Origin of the sequence: Streptomyces venezuelae, from assembly GCF_008642375.1 — a bacterium.
GTDB lineage: Bacteria > Actinomycetota > Actinomycetes > Streptomycetales > Streptomycetaceae > Streptomyces > Streptomyces venezuelae_G.
Window position 1 is genome coordinate 929,306 of record NZ_CP029194.1, and the last position, 18,478, is coordinate 947,783.

An 18,478-nucleotide genomic window follows, 5' to 3' on the forward strand; every position below is an offset into this window, starting at 1 on the left:
CGCCTCCAGGTCGACGGAGGCGCTCGGCCTGCGCCCGGTCGATCACATCAGGACCGACCGAGCGCGAGGTCGATCACCTTCCGCCACTCCAACCGCGGCGCGTGCGCGGGGACGCCCGGGCGGTCACGGGGCACGAGGACTCGCAGGGCACCCGGCCGCAGGGTGCACACGACGGGCGTCGTCATCCGCAGGGCCTCGCCGTCCACCGCGACCGGGATCTCCGCCGCCTCGGAGGTCACCTCGACCCGCCGCGCCGTCCGGACCGTCAGCCCGGTGGAGCCGGCACCCCGCACGGCCAGGTCGGCTGCCTCCCCCGCCCCCTCCACACGGATCCCCAGCACACCCAGCTCGCCGTCGTCGAGACTGGGCCTGCGGGCGCCGCTGCCGAGCTCGTCCGGCGACTCGTACGCGTTGTTGCTGACCAGCAGGGCCTGCTGGGCGGACAGCTCCGTGCCGTCGATCCGCGCGTCGACCCGCTGCACGCCGTCGCCGACCAGCAGGTCCGGCATGAGGGCCAGGATCGTGCCGGCCTTGGCGTCGCGGTATTCCGGGCGCTGGACGACATCGGCGTACACCCCGAAGGACACGGTGTTGACGAAGGGCCGCCCGGCGACGTCGCCGAGATCGATCCGGAGCTCCTCGCCGTCGGTCAGCGCATCGAGGCACCGTGCCGGGTCTGCGCGGTCGAGGCCGAGGTCCAGGGCGAAGTGGTTGCGGGTGCCGGCGGAGATGACGAGGAACGGCAGGCCGTGCTCGGCGGCCACCGCCGCCACCAGCGCCTGGGTGCCGTCGCCGCCGGCCACACCGAGCAGGTCGGCGCCGTCCGCCACCGCCTCACGGGCCAGCGTGGACACGTCGACCGGGGCGGCCGGGTCGAGCAGGACGACGCGCGCGCCCAGGGCTTCCGCCCGGTCGACGAGACCGAAGCGGCCGACCTTCCCGCCGCCCGACTTCGGGTTCATGATCAGGAACGGCCGCTGCGGCCGGGCCGCGGGCCTCGCCCGTTTCGACCGTTCGGGGCGTGCCCGGCGCAGCGCGGCCCGGGCGCAGGCCAGTGCCGCGCCCCAGCACAGGATCAGCACCAGCGCCGTCCGCCACAGGCCGTCGAACGCGTACAGCACCAGGACTCCGACCGGAGCGGCGACCGCGACGAACGCCCCGAGCAGGCGTACCAGGCCCCGGTGGGCCAGGAACCACCACAGGCCCGCGGCACCGAGGACCAGCCCGAGCAGGCCGGCCCCGACGACCACGAGGCCGCCCTCCCCCACCGTGATGATCAGCACGACCAGGGCGCCGACAGCCGCGAGGACGCCCAGCCGCGCCAGCAGTCGCGCCCCCGCGTCCCCGCCGGGACTCGTCATCCTTGACCTCCCGCTTTCCACCCGTTCCGATACACCACACTGCGCCTCCCCCGGCTTGTCGGCATCCCCGCCGCCACCTCACGTCGCACGGAACCGGCCCGCTCCCCGGAACTCCGCCGCCCCTCGATCGCACCCTTCCGGTCTTCCGGTGGCAGGCGCCCACCCGCTTCCGCACAATTTCCCTATGGGGACCGATGCCGGCGCGCTCCTGGCTCGTGTGGCCCAAGAGCTCAGGCCGCGGACGAGGCGGTCCGCCGAGGCCCTGGTGCAGCGCATACGCGGCGAGACACCCGGACGGCGAGCTGAGCGCCACCTGCCTCTACGCGGTCTACGGCCCGGTCTCCCGCCTCTGCTCGCTGGCCAGCGCCGGTCACGTACTGCCGGCCCTGGCCACGCCCACCCTCCCGGGGTCCGACGGTGACGACCGCCCGGCGCGGTCGGCCGCCTTCCTGGACATGCCGATCGGGCCGCCTCTCGGCCTGGGCGGGCTCCCCTTCGAGACCGCACAGTTCGAGCTGGCGGAGGGCAGCCTGCTCGCCCTGTACACCGACGGCCTCATCCAGCGGCGTACGCAGGACGTGGACGCCGTCCGTACCCTCCTGTGCGACGCCCTCGCCGGGGCAACCGGCTCACCGGGCGAGGTCTGCGACCACCTCCTCGCCGCACTGTTGTCCGGCCGGCCCGCCGACGACGTCGCCCTGCTGGTCGCCCGCACCCTGGCGCTCGCCCCCGGGCGCGTCGCCACCCTCGACCTTCCGTCGGATCCGGCGGCCGTCTCCGGGGCCCGCCGGTTCTCCTCCGACACACTGTCCGCCTGGGGGCTGGGCGACCTGGCCTTCGCCACCGGACTCATCGTCAGCGAGCTCGTGACGAACGCGATCCGGTACGGCAAGAGCCCCATCCGGCTCCGTCTGATCCGCCAGTCCTCGCTGACCCGCGAGGTCTTCGACGCGAGCAGCACGGCGCCGCACCTGCGCCGGGCCCGCGCCTTCGACGAGGGCGGCCGCGGCCTGCTGCTCGTGGCCCAGCTCGCCGAGCGCTGGGGCACGCGGCACAGCCGCGAGGGAAAGGCCATCTGGGCCGAACAGGCCCTGTCGCACTGAGGTCGGACGCAACCCGCCCAAGGCGGGCCGCCGGCGAACACGACCTTGCCGGGGCCCGACCCCAGTCCCTCACGGCCGCCCTCGTCGCTCGTGGACACCCTCGCCACCTCCACGCGGTGGACCCGGAAGCCGTCGGGCTCGGCGGCTTCCGCCTGCCCGAGGGCTTCCTCGTCCGCCAGGTCGCCCGCCGGCGCAAGCAGCCGGCCGCCTTCGGTCGCTTCCCCCTCTCCCCGGCATCCGCGCCCGGCTCCGGTCGACGCCCACGAGCAGACCCGCGGTTCCGACCGCGAGAGCGGCGCTCACCGCCGACCGGCGCCGCACCCCTCGCATCCGGATGAAGACCCGGCCGTTGCGGTTCTAAAGCCCCAGGGCCTGCCTCAGCGTCTCCGCCAGCGCGAGCACCCCGCTGCTCGCCGCGGCGCCGTCACGGACGGTGGCCAGCCACCCCCGGGCCTGGTCCCCGTCCACGGGGCGGCCGTCCTCACCGGCGCGCACCAGCTCTCCACGGAGCTGTTCGGCCGCCTCTCGCTCGGGACCTGCCGCGCGCAGCAACGCCACGAGCGCTCCGGCCAGTTGGACGACGTCGACAGGGCCTGCCCCCTGCTGGACGATCTGGTTGACGCCGTGGTCGCCGATGATGGTCTGTCCGCTGATGGGTGCGTTGAAGTTGTTCGTCGTCATGCGCCGTCCCTCTCGTCCGCGTGCCGGCCAGGGTCGTTCCGTGTCATCCCGTCGTGCCGCCTGCCTTCGCCGCCGGCGGGGGCATCGCGCCGCCGGCAGCCGCGCCCGAGGCGGCCGGCAGTCCGACGACCGTCCCGGTGGCGACGTTGGTCCCGCCGCTCCCGAAGATGTTCTGTCCGACGACAGCGCCCTTGAAGGTGTACGAGTGGTGAGTGATGAGCGTCCGGGCCCGCTCGAAATCGGACGTGTCCACGTTGTGGTCCTTCAGGAACTGCTCCGTCACGAGCAGCACCCCCTGCTGGAGCCGCTGGAAGGTGTCCAGCACGTCCATCTGCTGGAGGTAGTCGAGCCGTTCCAGGTCCGCCGCCCACGCGCGGACGCTGCCGACCGTCCCGTAGTCGAAGTGACCCTTGCGGTGGGTGATGCGGCGCCGGTCCCACCACAGCCGCCAGACGTTCCGCACCCCCTGCGTCCCCCGGCGCACAAGCCGCGCCGGCGCCCTCGACAGCAGCTTCCACAGCCCCGACAGGGTGACCCCGAACAGCTGCCAGAGCTCCTCCAGCCGTCCTCGTGGCAGCTGCGACACCACGCGGAACACCGCGTGCAGCGGCGGCAGGACGTAGGCGGAGACCTCCCAGGACAGCAGCGTCCGGCTGAGCCGGGCCCGTACGAACATCGTCACCACGTAGGCGCCCCCGGCGCCGACCACGTCCAGGGCGAGATAGGTACGCATCACCCGGTCCTTCTCCGCGATGCCGGCCTCCACCAGCGCGGGATCGATGTGGGTGCGCGGCCGCCGCAGCGGGTCCGGCAGCAGCTCCGCCCCCAGGCCGTGCGCCTGGTGTCCCTGAACGTACAGCCGGTTGCGGGCGCGCAGTTCCTCTATCCCCGACGTGTCGGCCAGCCGCTCGATCAGGCGCGTGTGCAGATCGGCCGCCGAGAACGGGGTCATCGGCAGGTCGGCGCCCTGGTCGTCCTGCGCGGGCCGGCCGACCTCGATGCCGGCCCACACGGTCTCGCTGATCCGCACGCCGTTGCCGACGAACGGCCGCTCCTTCTCTCCCGACGTGCCGTACGGCACCACATTGGTCTCGTCGCGCTCGTCGAGCTCCTCCTCGATCCGGGAGCGGACGGCCGGCGCCCCTTCGCGCGGCGTGCCCTTGCCGCGGTGGACCCGGCGGGCCGCGCGCCGGCAGACGACGGCGGCGACGAACGTCACCAGGGTCGCCCCCAGGAGCCCGTACGCCGCCAGTCGCGCGCAGTCGCTCAGCCGCTCGTCCAGATCGTTCTCCGGCCCGAACAGCGTGATGAACGCGGCGACCAGAGCGAAGAGCAGGACCAGCAAGCAGGCCGTGAGCAGGGCGTCCCGGATCGCGTGCAGGCGCCGTGCGACCCGGGCGTGCCGGACGAGCGCCACGAGGTCGATGCCCAGGGGCAGACCGTGCGCCCTGAGGCGTTCGGAGACGAGGTCCTGGAGCACGGCATCGGTGAAGGCCGTGTTCAGGTACGCGTACCCGCACATGAGCCGGGTCGCCTCGTCGTCGTGGTACTGCGGCAGCGCCGCAGAGATCTGTTGCGTCATCAGTTCCCCCTCGCTGGTGCGCAGTTACACCATAAGGAGGGGGTGGTCACTTGTCCCCCCAACGTTCGACGCGAGTACCGGGGAGGGCCCGGGCCGGCCGGGAGTTCGGAAAACCGACCCGCCGCCCTCGCCGTGCGAGGTGGCCATGGCCAGCGCAGGGAACCGGCGACGGGCCGGAGTACCGCGTCCGTCGCGTCGTAGTCCAAGCAGGCAGACAAGTACCAGCGGGCTCGCTTCGCGAAGCCGGGCGAGCCCCAGGACATCGACAGGAATGTTTGTCATTGATGTGTCTCGACAGGTAAACTTGTCGCATGAATGACGCGACGGGGATCCCGACTCCCGACAAGAGCGACGAGACCTTCTGGACCACCTTCACGACCCTGGTCGAGCCCCCCTGGAACGAGCCCACCACCGACGACTCGTTCACCATGGACGAGAGAGTCCACGACGCGGTCCGCGCCCTGGCCGAACGGATCTCGACCCGGTCGCTGGCCTACCGCGCCGCCGACAAGGCCTTCGACCCCGTGCTCATGGCGGCGCCCGATGTACAGCTGGCACTTCTGCGGGCTCTGTACGAAGCCAAGCAGTCCGTCGACCGGCTGGCGGAGAGCGCCGCCACCGTCGCCGGCCGCAGCGGAGCGAACTACGCCCAGCTCGGTGCCGCCTGGGGCGGCATCAAGCGTCAGTCCGCCCGCCTCAAGTGGCCCCACGCCGTAGTCAGGAAGTCCGCCGGCGAGCCCATCCCGCTCCACTACGCGGGTGGCACCGCGGTCGTGCACCACGATGCCGACGCGGACGCCTGGTGGTACACGGCCACCGCAGCGGACCGGCAGGACAAGGAGTCCGAGGCCGTCCACAGCACCTACGCCGAGGCCATCGCGGCAGCGACCGAATTCCTCCTCGCGCACGCCCTGCCCGACCGGCAGTCGCCCGCGTGAACCAGACGGCCACGGCCCCCCGTTGCCGCTGATCGCCCTCCCAGGTCAGCGGACCCGGCTCGGTTCTTCGCCGTCCCGCAGGTTCCGCTCCCGCGCCGCGAGAACGTGGAGTCCTGTGGGCGGCACACCCTGCACGACCGGTGGTCCCGGCCGCCGGAACCCGGGCGGCGAAGACGATTCCGGACCGTCAGGCTCCCACGAGGCGGGCCGCTCCGAAGGAGACGTCGAACCGGTCGCACCAGATGCTGACGCTGCCGTACGCGGACCAGTCCAAGCCGGCCGGCAGGGCGTAGTTCTGGTCGCCCCTGTTGCCCTTCAACTTGGCGAGGTCGACGTACTTCCCGTCGTCGAAGACGCGCCAGCCGGCGAGCCCTTCCCTGACCGGCGCGTCGCTCAGCCACACCCGCAGATCGGGCCCGCTGCTCGTGTCGAGCCCTTCGAGGCGGAGCGTGTGACTGCCGTCCGCAAGACGCAGGACCCTGGCCGTGCCGGTCGTCGCGTGCTCGTGGCTGATGAACGACCCCTGTGCGACCGTGACCGGCGCGGCGGGCGGCTCGGGCCGGACCGTCGCTCCACCGGACGGCACCCGCGTGGACGGCGCCGCGGAGGGCAGTTCCTCGGTCACGGTCTCGTTCACCCACAGGGCCCAGGGCTTGAACCAGACGAGCCCGGCGGCAAGCACCGTCACAGCCAGGACGCACGCGCCGGCCCACCACTGCTTCTTCAGACCACGCCCCACGACGCACCTCTCGCGCACCTCGTCGCCGCTCCCGTATGCGAGGAGTATCGCAAGGGTGTGTGCTCGCCCGGAAGGAGGCCGCAGGTTGCCGGCATCAAGCATGCGACCTGGGAGCGGGGCCGTGGCACGCTGCGGCGCGAACGCCGGCTCTCCGCCCGGCCGCCTCGCGACGCGACGGGCGTGCCTGCCGGTCAGGGAGCGGGGAGGGGGCCTCCGGGCGGGAACCGCTCCACCCGGACGATGTGCCGCACCTTGACCGGGCGCACGATCACCGCGACCCGGCCCGGCTACGGTTCCCGACGCCTGGACCCGTGCCGCCCAGCTCATGGACGGGATCGCCCGGGCAGCCACGAAGCTCGGGGGCACCCCGGTACCGCCGGGCACACTGCTGGGCGTCGCGGCTCTGGACATCCCCGAGCACTCCGGGGCCGTCGACCCGGAGACCCTCGGCCGGTCACTCCCGTGCGCGCGGGCCCGGCGGGGCGGAGTGACGGCTCGTGGGGCCGAACCGGCCGAGCAGCGCCGTGAGGAGGACTGCCGTCAGGGTGCCGGCGACGACGCCGCTGCCCAGGATCGTGCGGGGGCCCAGCCGGGGAATCCCGCGTACAGGTCCGGGGTGAGCAGCGGCCTCGACCGGGAGGCGCGCGTCCGGCCGGTGGTACGCGGCCGCCATCAGCTGCACGCGCTGGCGTTCGGCGGCGAGCACGAGGCGGATCGCGAGTTCCGGCACCGCAACGACGAGCTGCTGTACGTGGCGGGCGGCTCGGCGGCATCGACCCGACCGACAGCGGATCTCCGGGCAAGGCCCCCGGCGGCCCGCGATGTGGGCGGCGGGCCGCCGCAACGGCCGTACACTCACCCCATGGGTCGCAGGAGTTCGACGGGGCAGTGCCTGCGGCAGGCCGCCTCCGGAGTGCGTCCGGCCGTCGTCGACCCGGCCGCCGCCTCTGACGAGGCGCCCCGGACGCGCCGTCTCTCCCTGCACGGCCACGGCTAGCGATCCTCTCCCCTGGCGCGCCGTTCTCGACGCCGTACGCCGTACGCCGGCCCCGTCCCGGGCCGAGCCCGCCTCGCCTTGCCACCGCCGGGCGGTCTCCGGCCTTGCTCCACATCGCCACAGCAGCCTTCCGGCACTCGCCGGCGCTGCCGCCTGGCTACGGCCGCACGACCGGGGCGTAGCCACCTCGAAGGGATCATTGTGAAGCTGAGCGAGTTGCTGGCCGGCCAGGAGCACCACGTACTCCAGGGTGACCCGAGCGGAGCGCTGATCACCGAGGGGACGACCTTCGACGTGGATCGGGTCACGCCGGGTTGCCTGTTCGTCGCCGTGCCCGGGCATCGGGAGGGCGGGCCCGGCTCCGTGGCGTCCGCGCTCGCACGGGGAGCTGCCGCCGTGCTCGTCGACAGCACGGAGCCGGCCCCCTCGGCGTCGGTGTGGCCGCCGGGCACGTGTGCCGTGCGAGTGCCGGACATCCGGAGGGCGGCCGCGATCGTGACCTCCCGCTACTTCGGCGAACCGGGGCGGCAGATGGACGTGGTGGCGATCACCGGCACCAACGGCAAGACATCGGTCTCGTACATGGTCGAGTCCGCCCTGCGGATCTCCGAGGGCGCGAAAGTGGGAGTCATCGGGACGGCCGGCAGCCGGATCGGCGACGAGCTGATCCCGATGCCATCGTCGGTGCTGACCACCCCGGAGTCGCCGGACCTCCAGTACCTCCTGGGCCGCATGCGCGACCGCGGGACGAGCAGTGTGGTGCTGGAGGCCACGTCGATGGGCCTGCTGACGCACCGGGTGGACCGGACGTTCATCGACGTGGGGGTGTTCACCAACCTGACGCAGGACCACCTCGACGACCACGGAACGATGGAGAACTACCGGGACGCCAAGCTCCGCCTCTTCCAGGGACTGTGCCGGCGCGCGGTGGTCAATGCCGACGACCCGGTGGGCACCGGGATCGCGGCGATGATGCCGGGTGCGGTGACCACGTACGCCCTCGACGCACCGGCGGACTACCGGGCGACCGACCTCGCCGTCAGCGCTTCCGGCACGCGGTTCACGCTCCACCACGGCGGGCGTACGTACCCGGCCTCGATCCCGGTCCCGGGTCGGTTCTCGGTGGCCAACGCGCTCGCCACCCTGGCCACCTGCCACGTCCTCGGACACGAGCTGGTCGGCCTGATCACCGCACTCGACCGGATGCCGCCCGTCCCCGGCCGGTTCGAGCGCTTCACGACCCCGGTCGGTACCTCCGTGATCGTGGACTACGCCCATTCCCCCGACTCCCTGGACAAGGTACTGACCACGATCCGCGGCTACGCGCGAGGCCGGGTGATCACCGTTTTCGGCTGCGGCGGCGACCGGGACACGACGAAGCGGGCCGACATGGGGCGGATCGCCGGGGCGCACTCCGATCTGTGCGTCCTCACCTCGGACAACCCGCGCACCGAAGACCCGCAAGCCATCCTGGACCAGATCGCGCCGGGCCTCGCCTCGACCGGCACACCGTTCGAGCGGATCGCCGACCGCCGCGAGGCCATCTCGTTCGCCCTGTCCTCGGCGGCCCCGGAGGACACCGTCCTGATCGCCGGAAAGGGCAGCGAGCCGCACCAGATCGTCGGCGAGGAACTGCTGCCCTTCAGCGACATGGCCACCGTGCGTGAATTCGCCGCGGGGCGCACGGCCACCCGGTCCCGCACCGCCCGGCCCGCCGCTTGATCCGCGAGGCGGGGTCCGCCGAACGGAATCCCGAGACTTCATCCGCACCGCATTCCGGCCCAGGGATCAGCCCACGTCAGCGCACCCTCCCCCGCGGCTTCAGCGGCGTCGCGGGCAGGTCGGGGGCCGGAAGCGGATCGCCGTCGTAGCCCTTCACGTCGCCGAACCGGGAGCCGTTCATCCAGTCCGAACGAGCCTGTGCGATGTCGTCGTTCGAACGGCCGATGAAGTTCCACCACATGACGATCTCCTCCTCGAACGGCTCGCCGCCGAGGAGCATCAGACCCGCGTCCGACACCGCGCGCAGGGGGAGCTCCGTTCGGCCGCAGCCGAGGTACAGCATGGAGCCGGGCAGGACAGGGACGCCGTCGACCTCGGCCTCGCCCGACATGGACAGGACCGCGTACTCGAAGTCGGGGTCCAGCGGGAGGTTCGTCTCGGTGCCCGCCGTCAGCGCGAGGTCGGCGCCGACCAGCGGGGAGTACGTGGTGCCTGGCGAGACGGCGCCGTCGAGGGCGCCGAGGATCACCGTGGCCGTGAGGCCGGGGGCCGTGACCTGGGGCAGCTCGGCGTGGTGCTGGAAGTGGGGTTCCACGTGGCGGTGCGCGTCGGGGAGCGCGACCCAGAGCTGCGCGCCGTGGAGGAAGCGGGCGTGCGGCCGGGGGCTCTCCTCCGAGTGGGAGATCGCCCGGCCCGAGGTCATCAGGCCGAGCTCGCGCGGGCGGACCGTCTGGAGGCTGCCGGTGGAGTCGCGGTGCAGGACCTCGCCCTCGTGGAGCCAGCTCACGGTCTGGAGCCCCATGTGCGGGTGGGGCGGGACCTGCATGCCCGGCTCGTCGGCGATGTCGTCGGGGCCGTAGTGGTCGACGAAGGCCCAGGCTCCGACCATGCGCCGGCCCAGGTTGGGGAGGAGGCGGCGGACCTCGGTCGACTCGCCGAGCTGGACGCGGCGGGGGCTGAGCAGCTCCCGCACCGGCTCGGCGACGACGAAGCCCCGGCCACCGCACACCGTCAACGCGGCCTGACGATCAAGATTGCTCATGACGCTCAACCAATCGTAGTGGAATGTTCAACCATCCAGGCTTGTTGACCTGGTCGACCGTCACACAGAGTGGCAGATCCGGGAACCCGGAAGGGAAGAGCAAGTGAGCGACACGTACTACGAGTTCGGAACGGCCGGGGAACGCTGGGACCGCGCGCGGTTCTTCTTCGACGCGAAGGAGTACGCGACCGCCGTCCGTATCCTGCGCGGCCTCGTCGCCGAGCACCCGGAGCAGACGGCCCAGCGGCTGCTCCTCGCGCGGGCCTACTACCACTCCGCGCAGCTCTCCCGGGCCGAGACCGAGCTGCGGGCCGTCCTGGACCGCGACCCGGTCGAGCACTACGCCCGGCTGATGCTCGGGCGCACCCTGGAGCGCCAGGGACGCACGGACGAGGCCGCGCCGCACCTGCGGATGGCCGCCGCGATGGCGGGCGAGACCCCCTCCTGACCCCCTCCTGCCCCTCCGGAGGTCGATGCCGGCGCCCTCGACCGGCGCCGGCACTGACGCGGTTCTGATACCCCGGCACGGTATGGTCGGGGCCAGGAGGTCCTGGTCTTGCGTACACGTCGGGCAGCACGCGGAAAGCGCGGCATGCGAGCAGGAGGTGCCGTCGCGCACCTCCTGCTCGTCGTCGTGCTCGCGCTCGGGGTGTTCCTGATGCACGCGGTCGGCCACCCCGAGGGCTCGGGCGGTACGGCGGAGACCTCCGCCGCCGCCCACCACACCGCCCCGGAGACCGGCGCGCCGGTCTCCGACGGCGGCGGCTCCGACGCCCGTCACGACCCCGGTGCGGGGATGGACATGACCACGCTGTGCGTGGCCGTCCTCGGCGCCTGGCTCCTCGCCGGGCTCGTCCGGGCCGCCCTGGCCCGACGTCCCGACTGGCTCGCCGTCGTCCTCGCGCGGCTCGTCCCCGCCCTCGGGCCCCACGCGCCGCCGCGCAGACCTCCCGACCTCGCCCAGCTGTCGATCCTGCGGATCTAGGCCGTATCGCCACCGCGGGCGCCCCGCGCTGCCCGTGAACGCCTTCGACCTGCCCCTTTCCGCCTGTACGGGCACCCGTTCCGTACGGACAGACAGCACACGAGGTATCACTCCCATGCGCACCTTCACGCGTGCCACCGCCAAGAAGTTCGCCCTCGCCGGCGCCGTCACCGCCACCGCGCTCCTGCTCGCCGCCTGCGGCACGGAGGACGGCGGGATGAGCGGGATGGATCACGGAGGGAAGCCCACCACGGCCTCCGCCACGCCCCCTGCCACCGCGTCCGCCGCCGCCGAGGCCGCCGCCCCCGGGGCCTTCAACGACGCGGACGTCATGTTCGCCCAGATGATGATCCCCCACCACGAGCAGGCCCTGGAGATGGCGAAGCTCGCCGACGGCCGCGCCCAGGACGCCCAGATCAAGAAGCTCGTCGCCGCGATCGAGCAGGCGCAGGACCCCGAGATCCAGAAGATGAAGGCCTGGCTCAAGGGCTGGGGCAAGCCTGAGTCCGCCGCTGCCGGTCACGGTTCCGGCAGCGGTCACGGCATGGCCGGGATGATGTCCGAGCAGGACATGAAGGACCTGGCGGCCGTCAAGGGCGAGGCCTTCGACCGGAAGTTCGCCGAGCTGATGATCGCCCATCACGACGGTGCCGTCGAGATGGCGGAGGACGAGCAGAAGAACGGGCGGAACGCGTCGGCGAAGAAGCTCGCCGACGACGTCGTCCGGACCCAGTCCACCGAGATCGCCGAGCTGCGGAAGATCCTCGACCGGCTCTGACCCGGTCCGTGAGGCGCGGCCGGTCCCCCACCGGGGCCGGCCGCGCCGCCCCCGCGCCTTCCTCCCTTCCTCTCCTCCGGCGAAAGAACGATGAAGAAGTACTTCTCCGGGCCCCCGGCCGCGACCGTCACCGCCGCCGCGCTCGCCCTGTCCCTCGCTCTCACCCTGACCGCCTGCTCGCAGGACCCTGCCGCCGACGACTCCCCCGGCGCCGGCGCCCTGAGCCACATCCACGGACTCGGGGTGCGCGGCGACACCCTCTACGTCGCCACCCACGACGGCGTCCACACCCCGGACTCGGCCGGGCGCCCGACCCTGGTCGGCGACCGCAGGGACGACTTCATGGGCTTCACGGTCACCTCCTCGGGCGCCTTCCTCGCGAGCGGTCACTCCGCCCCCGGCTCCGGCGGGCCCGCCGACCTCGGCCTGATCGAGTCGACGGACTCCGGACGCACCTGGCACGAGAAGTCGCTCGGCGGCGAGGTGGACTTCCACTCCCTCGACACCGCGCCCGACTCCACGGTCTACGGATACGACAGCGCGAACGGGCTCCTGCGGGTCAGCCCCGACGGCGTCACGTGGGAGGACCGGGCCGCGCTGCGCGCCCTCGACATCGCCGTCTCCCCCGCCGCCCCCGGCACCGTCCTCGCCACCACCGAGACCGGTGTGGCCCGCAGCACGGACGGTGGCAGGACCTTCGCCCCCGGCACGGGTCAGGTTCTCGCGTACGTCTCCTGGGGTGCCCCCGACTCCCTCTTCGGCGTCGACCGGAGCGGGGTCCTCTTCCGCGGTACGGGTACGGGTACGGGGAATGGGGTTGGGGCTGGGGCAGCACCGGGTGCGGCGACGGGTTCCGGAATCCGCTGGGACCGGGTCTCGACCGTGCCGGGCGGGGCTCCGCAGGCGCTCACCGTCGTGGACGCCCGCCGGCTGCTCGTCGCCACCCAGGACGGGGTGTACGAGTCGCGCGACGGCGGGCGGACCTTCGAGCGGCGGGTCACGGTGACCGGAGGGGAGGAAGGCCACTGACCCCGCGCGGGCCTCACCCCGCGCGTCGCTCCACGACCACCTCGCCGCCCACCACGACCGTCTCCGCCACCGTGCCCGGGATCTCCTCGGGCGCGATGCGGAGGATGTCCCGGGAGAGGACGACGAAGTCGGCGAGCTTGCCCACCGTCAGCGAACCCCGCTCGTCCTCCAGGAAGTTGGCGTACGCCGAGCCCATCGTGTAGCCCTCGACGGCGGCGGCGACGTCGATCGTCTCCCCCGCCGTCCAGCTCTCCCCGCCGCCGGGCGGGCGGCGGGTCACGGCCGCGTGGATGCCCACCATGGGGTCCATCTCGGCGACGTTCCAGTCGCTGGAGAGCGCGAGGACGGCCCTGGCGTCGCGCAGGCTGCGCAGCGGCCAGGCCTTGTGCCAGCGGTCGGGGCCGACGTTCTCGGCCCAGTCCTTGCCGGGGCCCGCGATGTCGGGGGCGGCGTGCCGGGGCTGCATGCAGGCGACGACGCCGAGCTCGGCGAAGCGGGGCGTGTCGGCCGGATCGAGGCACTCGACGTGGACGATCTGGTGGCGTGCGTCGCGCGGACCGTTGGCGGCGCGGGCGCGGGCGACGGCGTCGAGGACGGTGCGGATGCCCCGGTCGCCGGTGGCGTGGACGAAGCACTGGAAGCCGCGGGCGTCCAGCCGGGTGAGCAGCTCGGCGAACTCCTCGGGCGGGTAGAAGGTGTCGCCGCGGTGGTGGGCACAGCCCGCGTACGGCTCCAGGAGGGCGGCCGTGCGGGGTTCGACGACGTCGTCGATGTACAGCTTGAGCGGGCCGACGCGCAGCCGGTCGTCCGCGAACTCCTTCGCCGCCGTCTCGAAGGCGTCCAGGTCCTCGTCGGTCGTGCCGCGCGGGTGGAAGAGCGCGGCGACGATCCGCGAGCGGAGCCGGCCCTCGGCGCGGGCTCGCTGGAAGAGGGCGAGGTCGTCGAGGGAGTTCTGCGGCTCGACGACGGTGGTGATGCCGTAGCCGATGGCGTCGTCCAGGCTCTTGGCGAGCCGGCCGTACTGCCGGTCGGGCGAGGCCCAGGGCACGCCGAGCTCGCGCAGCGCGCGGTGGCCGTCGCGGGAGAGGCCCTTGATCGCGAAGTCCTTGACGAATCCGGTGGGTTCGCCGGTGTCCGGGTCGGTCACGGCCCGGCCGAAGGGCAGGTCGGTGTGGTCGCGGTCGACCCCGAGCCGCCGCAGGGCGGCGGTGTTGAGCCAGGCGGTGTGCACGTCGTAGCTGAGGACGACGGCGGGGGTGTCGCCGGTGGCCGGGTCGAGGTCGGCCGCGGTGGGCATGCGCCCGTCGGGGACGGCCGAGTAGTCGAAGGCCTCGGCCTCGATCCACTCGGCGTCGGGGTGCGCCTCGTGCCAGGTGCGGATGCGCGCGTGGACGGCGTCGAGGGTACGGGCGCCCGCGAGCTGGACGCAGGCGTCGTCCGAGCCGAGGCGGACGTGGTTGTGGGCGTCGACGAAGCCGGGCAGGACGAGGCGCCCTGCGGCGTCGAGCACCCGGGTGCCGGGGCCCGTCCAGGAGTCCGCTCCGGCGTCGGAGCCGATCCAGACGATGCGGCCGGCGCGGACGGCGAGGGCCTGCGCCTCGGGGAGCGCGGGGTCGACGGTGTGGATCCGGGCGCCGGTGAGGACGAGATCGGCGGGCGAAGGCGTGGTGTCGTGCATGCGGGGTGACTCCGTGACGTGCGTACCGCTGGGCGGGTGCGAGGGATCTGCGAGGGGTTCGGGCGGGGCTCAGTCGCCGCGTACCGGCGCGACGGTCCTCCCCGCGAGGAGCACGTACACGAGGGCCGAGACCACCGCGCCGAGCAGGGTGAGGTCCGCGCCTCCGAGGGGGGCGACGAGCGGGCCGGTCCAGAGCTCCGAGTCGCAGGTGAGCGCGGAGAAGAGGAGGCCCGCGAGGAGCGCGGTCATGCCGGCCGGGTGCCAGCCGGAGCGGTACCAGTAGGCGCCGCCCTCGCGCAGGTGCAGCGCGGCGGAGTCGTACGCGCAGCGGCGGAGCACCATGTCGGCGAGGAAGACCCCGCCCCAGGGGGCGAAGACGATGATCAGGAGGGAGAGGAAGGAGAGGAGCGAGGTGGTGAAGTCGGTGAGGAAGAGGGCGCCGAGGGAGCCGGCCGCGGTCACCGCGGCGCTGATGACGATGGCGCGGGCGCGGCTCCACGGTATGCCGAGGACCTGGAGGTTCAGGCTCGACGAGTAGAGCGTGATGATCGAGTTGGTGACCGAGCCGCCGAGGACGAGGGCGAGGAAGAGGGGCTGGAACCAGCCGGGGAGCAGGCTCTCGGTGCCCGCCACCGCGTCGGTCATGTCCACCTGCGTCGCGGCGGCCACACCGGCGACGCCCAGGGCGACGGAGGAGAGGAAGCCGCCGAGCGCGCCGCTGAGGGTGACGGCCTTCAGGGAGGTGGTGCGGGGCAGGTACCGGGTGTAGTCGGCGGGCATGGGGACGTACGAGAAGGGGCCGGCGAGCATGACGACGAAGGCGATGCTCCAGCCGGCGGCGCCGGGCGCGGCGGCGGGGGCCGACGTGTCGGCGCCGGGCAGGACGAGGACGAGGAGCGCGGCGAAGCCGACGGCGAGGACGTACGCCATCCAGCGTTCGGCGAACTGGACGGTGGCGTGGCCCCAGAGGGCGATGGCGAAGGTCAGCGTGAGGGTGACGGCGAGGGCCAGGGCCCGGGGGAGGTGTCCGCCGTGCCAGCCGAGGTCGGCGAAGAAGGCTTCGAGTGCGAGGGTGCCGACCACGGTGTTCACGACGGTGTAGCCGATGCTGACGATCCAGTTGAGCAGACCGGCCGGCCAGTTGCCGCGGACGCCGAAGGCCGCCCGGGAGATCACGAGGGTCGCGGTGCCGGTGCGCACGCCGCTGAGGCCGGCCGCGCCGATCGCGAGGAAGGAGAGGCCGCCGAGCACGACGACGGCGGTGGCCTGCCAGAAGGAGAGGCCGAAGGCGACGGCGAGGGCGCCGTTGATGACGTACGTGAAGGTGAGGTTCGAGCCGAACCAGAGCCAGAAGACGTCCTTGGCGCTGCCGTGCCGTTCGGCGTCGGGGATGGGGTCGATCCCGTGCTCCTCGATCTGGAACACCTCGTCCCGGCCCGTGGTCCCCGTGGTCCCGGGCGCCGTCTCGTGTCCGATCACGACCGCACTCCTGTCTTGAATGCCGTTCTAAGTCTTAGAACGGCATTCAAGATGGGCGATGGATTCAGGCCACGTCAAGACCTTCGCAGGTTGCGGTTAAGGTCGACCCCACGGACAGCGGGACCATGGGACACGGATCGGTACGCGGATCGGCATGCGGATCAGTACCCGGATCGGGGGATGGCGGCGGTGGCAGGGGCGGCACGACGGCGGGACGGGAACGTCACCCAGGAGCGGATGCTGGAGGAGGCCATGGCGGTGATCGCCGAGGAGGGCCTCGCCTCGCTCACCATGTCCGCGCTCGCGGAGCGGCTCGGGACGAGCGGCGGCCACATCCTGTACTACTTCGGCAGCAAGGACCTGCTGCTGCTCGCCGCCCTCCGCTGGAGCGAGGCCGCACTCACCGGGGAGCGCGGCGCCCTGCTGGCCCGGCGGATCCCGGCCGAGCGCAAGCTCGACCTCTTCCTGCGGCTCTACCTGCCGCGCGGGCCCCGCGACCCCCGCTGGACGCTGTGGATCGAGCTCTGGGCCCGCACCCCCGGCAACACCGCGCTGCGCGAGGCCCAGGAAGCGCTGGACCGGGGCTGGCAGGAGGACCTGGAGACCCTGCTCGCGGCGGGGGTCGCCCGGCGGCGCTTCGCACCGCTCGACGCCACCGCCCGGGCCTCCGAACTCCTGGCCCTGCTCGACGGGTTGAGCACCCGAGTCGTCCTGGGCCAGGAGTCCGGCCGGGACGCGCGGCCCGCGCTGGAGGCGGCACGCGCGGCGGCACGGCTGCTCGTCGCCCCGTACGCCCCCGACACGCCGCGAACAGAAGCGATGTGATGGCTCGTCAGCCCCGGTAGGCCTCCAGGAGGCGCAGCCACGCCTCGCTCAGGGTCGGGTACGACGGTACGGCGTGCCAGAGCCGGGCGATCGGGACCTCGCCCACGACGGCGACCGTCGCCGAGTGGAGGAGTTCACCGATCCCCGGGCCGACGAAGGACGCGCCGAGGACGACCTCCCGGTCGAGGTCGACGACCATCCGCGCCTGTCCCCCGTAGCCCTGGGCGTAGAGCCCGGCCCCGGCCACCTGCCGCATGTCGACGTCGACGGCCCGGACCCGGTGACCGGCCCGCTCGGCCGCGGCCAGGGTGAGCCCGACGGCCGCCGCCTCGGGGTCGCAGAACACCACCTGCGGCACGGCGGCGTGGTCGGCGGTGGCCGTGTGGGCGCTCCAGCTTCCTCCGTCCAGCGGCTCGGTGCCCCGCGCGCGGGCCGCGATGGCGGCGCCGGCGATCCGGGCCTGGTACTTGCCCTGGTGGGTCAGGAGCGCCCGGTGGTTGACGTCCCCGACCGCGTAGAGCCAGTCGCTGCCGGTGACCCGGAGGCTGTCGTCGACGTCGAGCCAGGAGCCCGGTGCCAGGCCGACCGTCTCCAGGCCGAGGTCCTCGGTGCGCGGGGCCCGGCCGGTCGCGAAGAGCACCTCGTCGCCCTCGACGTGGTCGCCGCCCTCCAGGACCACGGTCACCGGGCCGGTGCCCCCGTCGCGTACCACCGCGGCGACCCGGGCACCCGTGCGGATGTCCGCCCCGCGTGTGGTGAGGGCCGCGGCGACCCGCTCGCCGACGAACGGCTCCATCCGGGGCAGCAGGCCCCCGCCCCGTACCAGCAGGGTGACCTTCGCCCCGAGGGCCTGCCAGGCCGTGGCCATCTCCACGCCGACCACTCCCCCGCCGACCACGGTCAGCCGCGCGGGCACCCGGTCGGAGCTGGTCGCCTCACGGCTGGTCCAGGGCCTGGCCCCGGGCAGGCCGGGCAGTTCGGGGAGGACGGCGCGGCTGCCGGTGCAGACGGCGACCGCGTGCCGGGCGGTCAGGACGTGCTCGTCCCCCTCGGGGCCCGCGACGGCGACCCGGCGGGGCCCGGCGAGGCGGCCGTGGCCCCGGAAGAGCCGTACGCCGATCGAATCCAGCCAGTCGACCTGGCCGTCGTCCTTCCAGTGCCCGACGACGGTGTCCCGGTGGCGGAGGACCTCAAGGGCGTCGAGCGGGCCGTAGACCGACTCGCGCAGTCCGGCGACCTTGCGGGCGTCGGAGCGGGCGAGCGCGGGGCGCAGGAGCGCCTTGCTGGGCATGCACGCCCAGTACGAGCACTCGCCGCCGATCAGCTCGCTCTCGACGATCGCTGCGGTGAGCCCGGCCGCCCGCACCCGGTCGGCGAGGTTCTCGCCCACCGGTCCGGCTCCGAGGACCACCACGTCGTACGTGCTCTCTTCCACCGCTCGCGTCATGATCCCAGTCTGCTGCCAGGGGCCCGGAATAGCGCGGCTCGATACGCCGTTGTGCCGGGCGAGTCCCCAGGGGACCGTGAGGACACCGCCAG

Annotated in this window: 17 protein-coding genes and 2 pseudogenes; 10 read left to right on the forward strand and 9 right to left on the reverse strand. The window is 73.3% G+C overall.

Annotated elements, in window-relative coordinates; all coding sequences use genetic code 11:
- Window positions 1-47: 47 nt before the first annotated feature.
- Window positions 48-1,361 carry a diacylglycerol/lipid kinase family protein gene (locus DEJ46_RS03965; protein ID WP_150264190.1) on the reverse strand — a complete coding sequence of 438 codons (1,314 nt, stop codon included), beginning with the start codon at window positions 1,359-1,361 and terminating at the stop codon, window positions 48-50.
- 290 nt (window positions 1,362-1,651) lie between these two features.
- On the opposite strand from DEJ46_RS03965, the pseudogene DEJ46_RS03970 reads away from it, so the two are divergent.
- Window positions 1,652-2,464 (forward strand): annotated as a pseudogene (locus tag DEJ46_RS03970) (SpoIIE family protein phosphatase); the annotation flags it as partial.
- 357 nt (window positions 2,465-2,821) lie between these two features.
- On the opposite strand, the gene DEJ46_RS03975 reads toward DEJ46_RS03970, so the two are convergent.
- Both DEJ46_RS03975 and DEJ46_RS03980 read right to left on the reverse strand, forming a co-directional pair.
- Window positions 2,822-3,145, reverse strand: a complete 324-nt coding sequence (locus DEJ46_RS03975) for a hypothetical protein (protein WP_150264192.1) — start codon at window positions 3,143-3,145, stop codon at window positions 2,822-2,824.
- Window positions 3,146-3,188: 43 nt separating this feature from the next.
- A complete protein-coding gene (locus tag DEJ46_RS03980) occupies window positions 3,189-4,727 on the reverse strand; it encodes a hypothetical protein (RefSeq protein ID WP_150264193.1) in 1,539 nt (512 codons plus the stop codon).
- Between the two features lie 311 nt (window positions 4,728-5,038).
- On the opposite strand from DEJ46_RS03980, the gene DEJ46_RS03985 reads away from it, so the two are divergent.
- On the forward strand, window positions 5,039-5,665 hold the full coding sequence (locus tag DEJ46_RS03985; RefSeq protein WP_150264194.1) for a hypothetical protein: 627 nt from the start codon (window positions 5,039-5,041) through the stop codon (window positions 5,663-5,665).
- Window positions 5,666-5,852: 187 nt separating this feature from the next.
- On the opposite strand, the gene DEJ46_RS03990 is transcribed toward DEJ46_RS03985, so the two are convergent.
- Window positions 5,853-6,404, reverse strand: coding sequence for a DM13 domain-containing protein (locus tag DEJ46_RS03990; RefSeq protein ID WP_223834491.1), 552 nt, complete (start codon window positions 6,402-6,404; stop codon window positions 5,853-5,855).
- Between the two features lie 322 nt (window positions 6,405-6,726).
- Between DEJ46_RS03990 and DEJ46_RS39655 the strand changes: the two are divergent.
- Window positions 6,727-6,825: pseudogene (locus tag DEJ46_RS39655) on the forward strand (RidA family protein); the annotation flags it as partial.
- A 33-nt stretch (window positions 6,826-6,858) separates the two neighbouring features.
- On the opposite strand, the gene DEJ46_RS38985 reads toward DEJ46_RS39655, so the two are convergent.
- Window positions 6,859-7,134, reverse strand: coding sequence for a hypothetical protein (locus DEJ46_RS38985; RefSeq protein ID WP_190622421.1), 276 nt, complete (start codon window positions 7,132-7,134; stop codon window positions 6,859-6,861).
- Window positions 7,135-7,266: 132 nt separating this feature from the next.
- Here DEJ46_RS38985 and DEJ46_RS40450 point away from each other — a divergent pair, with 132 nt between their 5' ends.
- Window positions 7,267-7,401 (forward strand): hypothetical protein, encoded by a 135-nt coding sequence (locus DEJ46_RS40450; protein WP_263411793.1) that lies wholly within the window; start codon window positions 7,267-7,269, stop codon window positions 7,399-7,401.
- Between the two features lie 201 nt (window positions 7,402-7,602).
- Complete coding sequence (locus DEJ46_RS04005) at window positions 7,603-9,123, forward strand: UDP-N-acetylmuramoyl-L-alanyl-D-glutamate--2,6-diaminopimelate ligase (protein ID WP_150264196.1); 1,521 nt, start codon at window positions 7,603-7,605, stop codon at window positions 9,121-9,123.
- A 76-nt stretch (window positions 9,124-9,199) separates the two neighbouring features.
- Here the strand turns inward: DEJ46_RS04005 and DEJ46_RS04010 are convergent, their stop codons facing one another.
- Window positions 9,200-10,165 carry a pirin family protein gene (locus tag DEJ46_RS04010; RefSeq protein WP_150264197.1) on the reverse strand — a complete coding sequence of 322 codons (966 nt, stop codon included), beginning with the start codon at window positions 10,163-10,165 and terminating at the stop codon, window positions 9,200-9,202.
- 76 nt (window positions 10,166-10,241) lie between these two features.
- Between DEJ46_RS04010 and DEJ46_RS04015 the strand changes: the two genes are divergently transcribed.
- The 4 genes from DEJ46_RS04015 (at window position 10,242) to DEJ46_RS04030 (ending at window position 12,957) form a co-directional block, all read left to right on the forward strand.
- A complete protein-coding gene (locus DEJ46_RS04015; protein ID WP_411757809.1) occupies window positions 10,242-10,613 on the forward strand; it encodes a tetratricopeptide repeat protein in 372 nt (123 codons plus the stop codon).
- A gap of 144 nt (window positions 10,614-10,757) precedes the next feature.
- Entirely contained in the window at window positions 10,758-11,150 is a 393-nt protein-coding gene (locus DEJ46_RS04020; RefSeq protein ID WP_150264199.1) for a DUF6153 family protein, read from the forward strand.
- A 115-nt stretch (window positions 11,151-11,265) separates the two neighbouring features.
- Window positions 11,266-11,928, forward strand: coding sequence for a DUF305 domain-containing protein (locus tag DEJ46_RS04025; protein ID WP_150264200.1), 663 nt, complete (start codon window positions 11,266-11,268; stop codon window positions 11,926-11,928).
- A gap of 90 nt (window positions 11,929-12,018) precedes the next feature.
- A complete protein-coding gene (locus tag DEJ46_RS04030; protein WP_150264201.1) occupies window positions 12,019-12,957 on the forward strand; it encodes a F510_1955 family glycosylhydrolase in 939 nt (312 codons plus the stop codon).
- Window positions 12,958-12,970: 13 nt separating this feature from the next.
- On the opposite strand, the gene DEJ46_RS04035 is transcribed toward DEJ46_RS04030, so the two are convergent.
- Window positions 12,971-14,635, reverse strand: coding sequence for an amidohydrolase (locus DEJ46_RS04035; protein ID WP_150264202.1), 1,665 nt, complete (start codon window positions 14,633-14,635; stop codon window positions 12,971-12,973).
- Between the two features lie 69 nt (window positions 14,636-14,704).
- Complete coding sequence (locus DEJ46_RS04040) at window positions 14,705-16,114, reverse strand: purine-cytosine permease family protein (RefSeq protein WP_150264203.1); 1,410 nt, start codon at window positions 16,112-16,114, stop codon at window positions 14,705-14,707.
- A 189-nt stretch (window positions 16,115-16,303) separates the two neighbouring features.
- Here DEJ46_RS04040 and DEJ46_RS04045 point away from each other — a divergent pair, with 189 nt between their 5' ends.
- On the forward strand, window positions 16,304-16,939 hold the full coding sequence (locus tag DEJ46_RS04045) for a TetR/AcrR family transcriptional regulator (protein ID WP_150274073.1): 636 nt from the start codon (window positions 16,304-16,306) through the stop codon (window positions 16,937-16,939).
- 7 nt (window positions 16,940-16,946) lie between these two features.
- On the opposite strand, the gene DEJ46_RS04050 is transcribed toward DEJ46_RS04045, so the two are convergent.
- Window positions 16,947-18,386 carry a dihydrolipoyl dehydrogenase family protein gene (locus DEJ46_RS04050; protein WP_150264204.1) on the reverse strand — a complete coding sequence of 480 codons (1,440 nt, stop codon included), beginning with the start codon at window positions 18,384-18,386 and terminating at the stop codon, window positions 16,947-16,949.
- Between the last annotated feature and the right edge of the window lie 92 nt (window positions 18,387-18,478).

Coding starts and splice junctions, on each gene's coding strand:
- DEJ46_RS04030 (WP_150264201.1), top strand. CDS start 12,019: ATGAAGAAGTACTTCTCCGGGCCCCCGGCCGCGACCGTCACCGCCGCC.
- DEJ46_RS03985 (WP_150264194.1), top strand. CDS start 5,039: ATGAATGACGCGACGGGGATCCCGACTCCCGACAAGAGCGACGAGACC.
- DEJ46_RS03965 (WP_150264190.1), bottom strand. CDS start 1,361: ATGACGAGTCCCGGCGGGGACGCGGGGGCGCGACTGCTGGCGCGGCTG.
- DEJ46_RS04050 (WP_150264204.1), bottom strand. CDS start 18,386: ATGACGCGAGCGGTGGAAGAGAGCACGTACGACGTGGTGGTCCTCGGA.
- DEJ46_RS04020 (WP_150264199.1), top strand. CDS start 10,758: ATGCGAGCAGGAGGTGCCGTCGCGCACCTCCTGCTCGTCGTCGTGCTC.
- DEJ46_RS04010 (WP_150264197.1), bottom strand. CDS start 10,165: ATGAGCAATCTTGATCGTCAGGCCGCGTTGACGGTGTGCGGTGGCCGG.
- DEJ46_RS03975 (WP_150264192.1), bottom strand. CDS start 3,145: ATGACGACGAACAACTTCAACGCACCCATCAGCGGACAGACCATCATC.
- DEJ46_RS40450 (WP_263411793.1), top strand. CDS start 7,267: ATGGGTCGCAGGAGTTCGACGGGGCAGTGCCTGCGGCAGGCCGCCTCC.
- DEJ46_RS04035 (WP_150264202.1), bottom strand. CDS start 14,635: ATGCACGACACCACGCCTTCGCCCGCCGATCTCGTCCTCACCGGCGCC.
- DEJ46_RS04025 (WP_150264200.1), top strand. CDS start 11,266: ATGCGCACCTTCACGCGTGCCACCGCCAAGAAGTTCGCCCTCGCCGGC.
- DEJ46_RS03980 (WP_150264193.1), bottom strand. CDS start 4,727: ATGACGCAACAGATCTCTGCGGCGCTGCCGCAGTACCACGACGACGAG.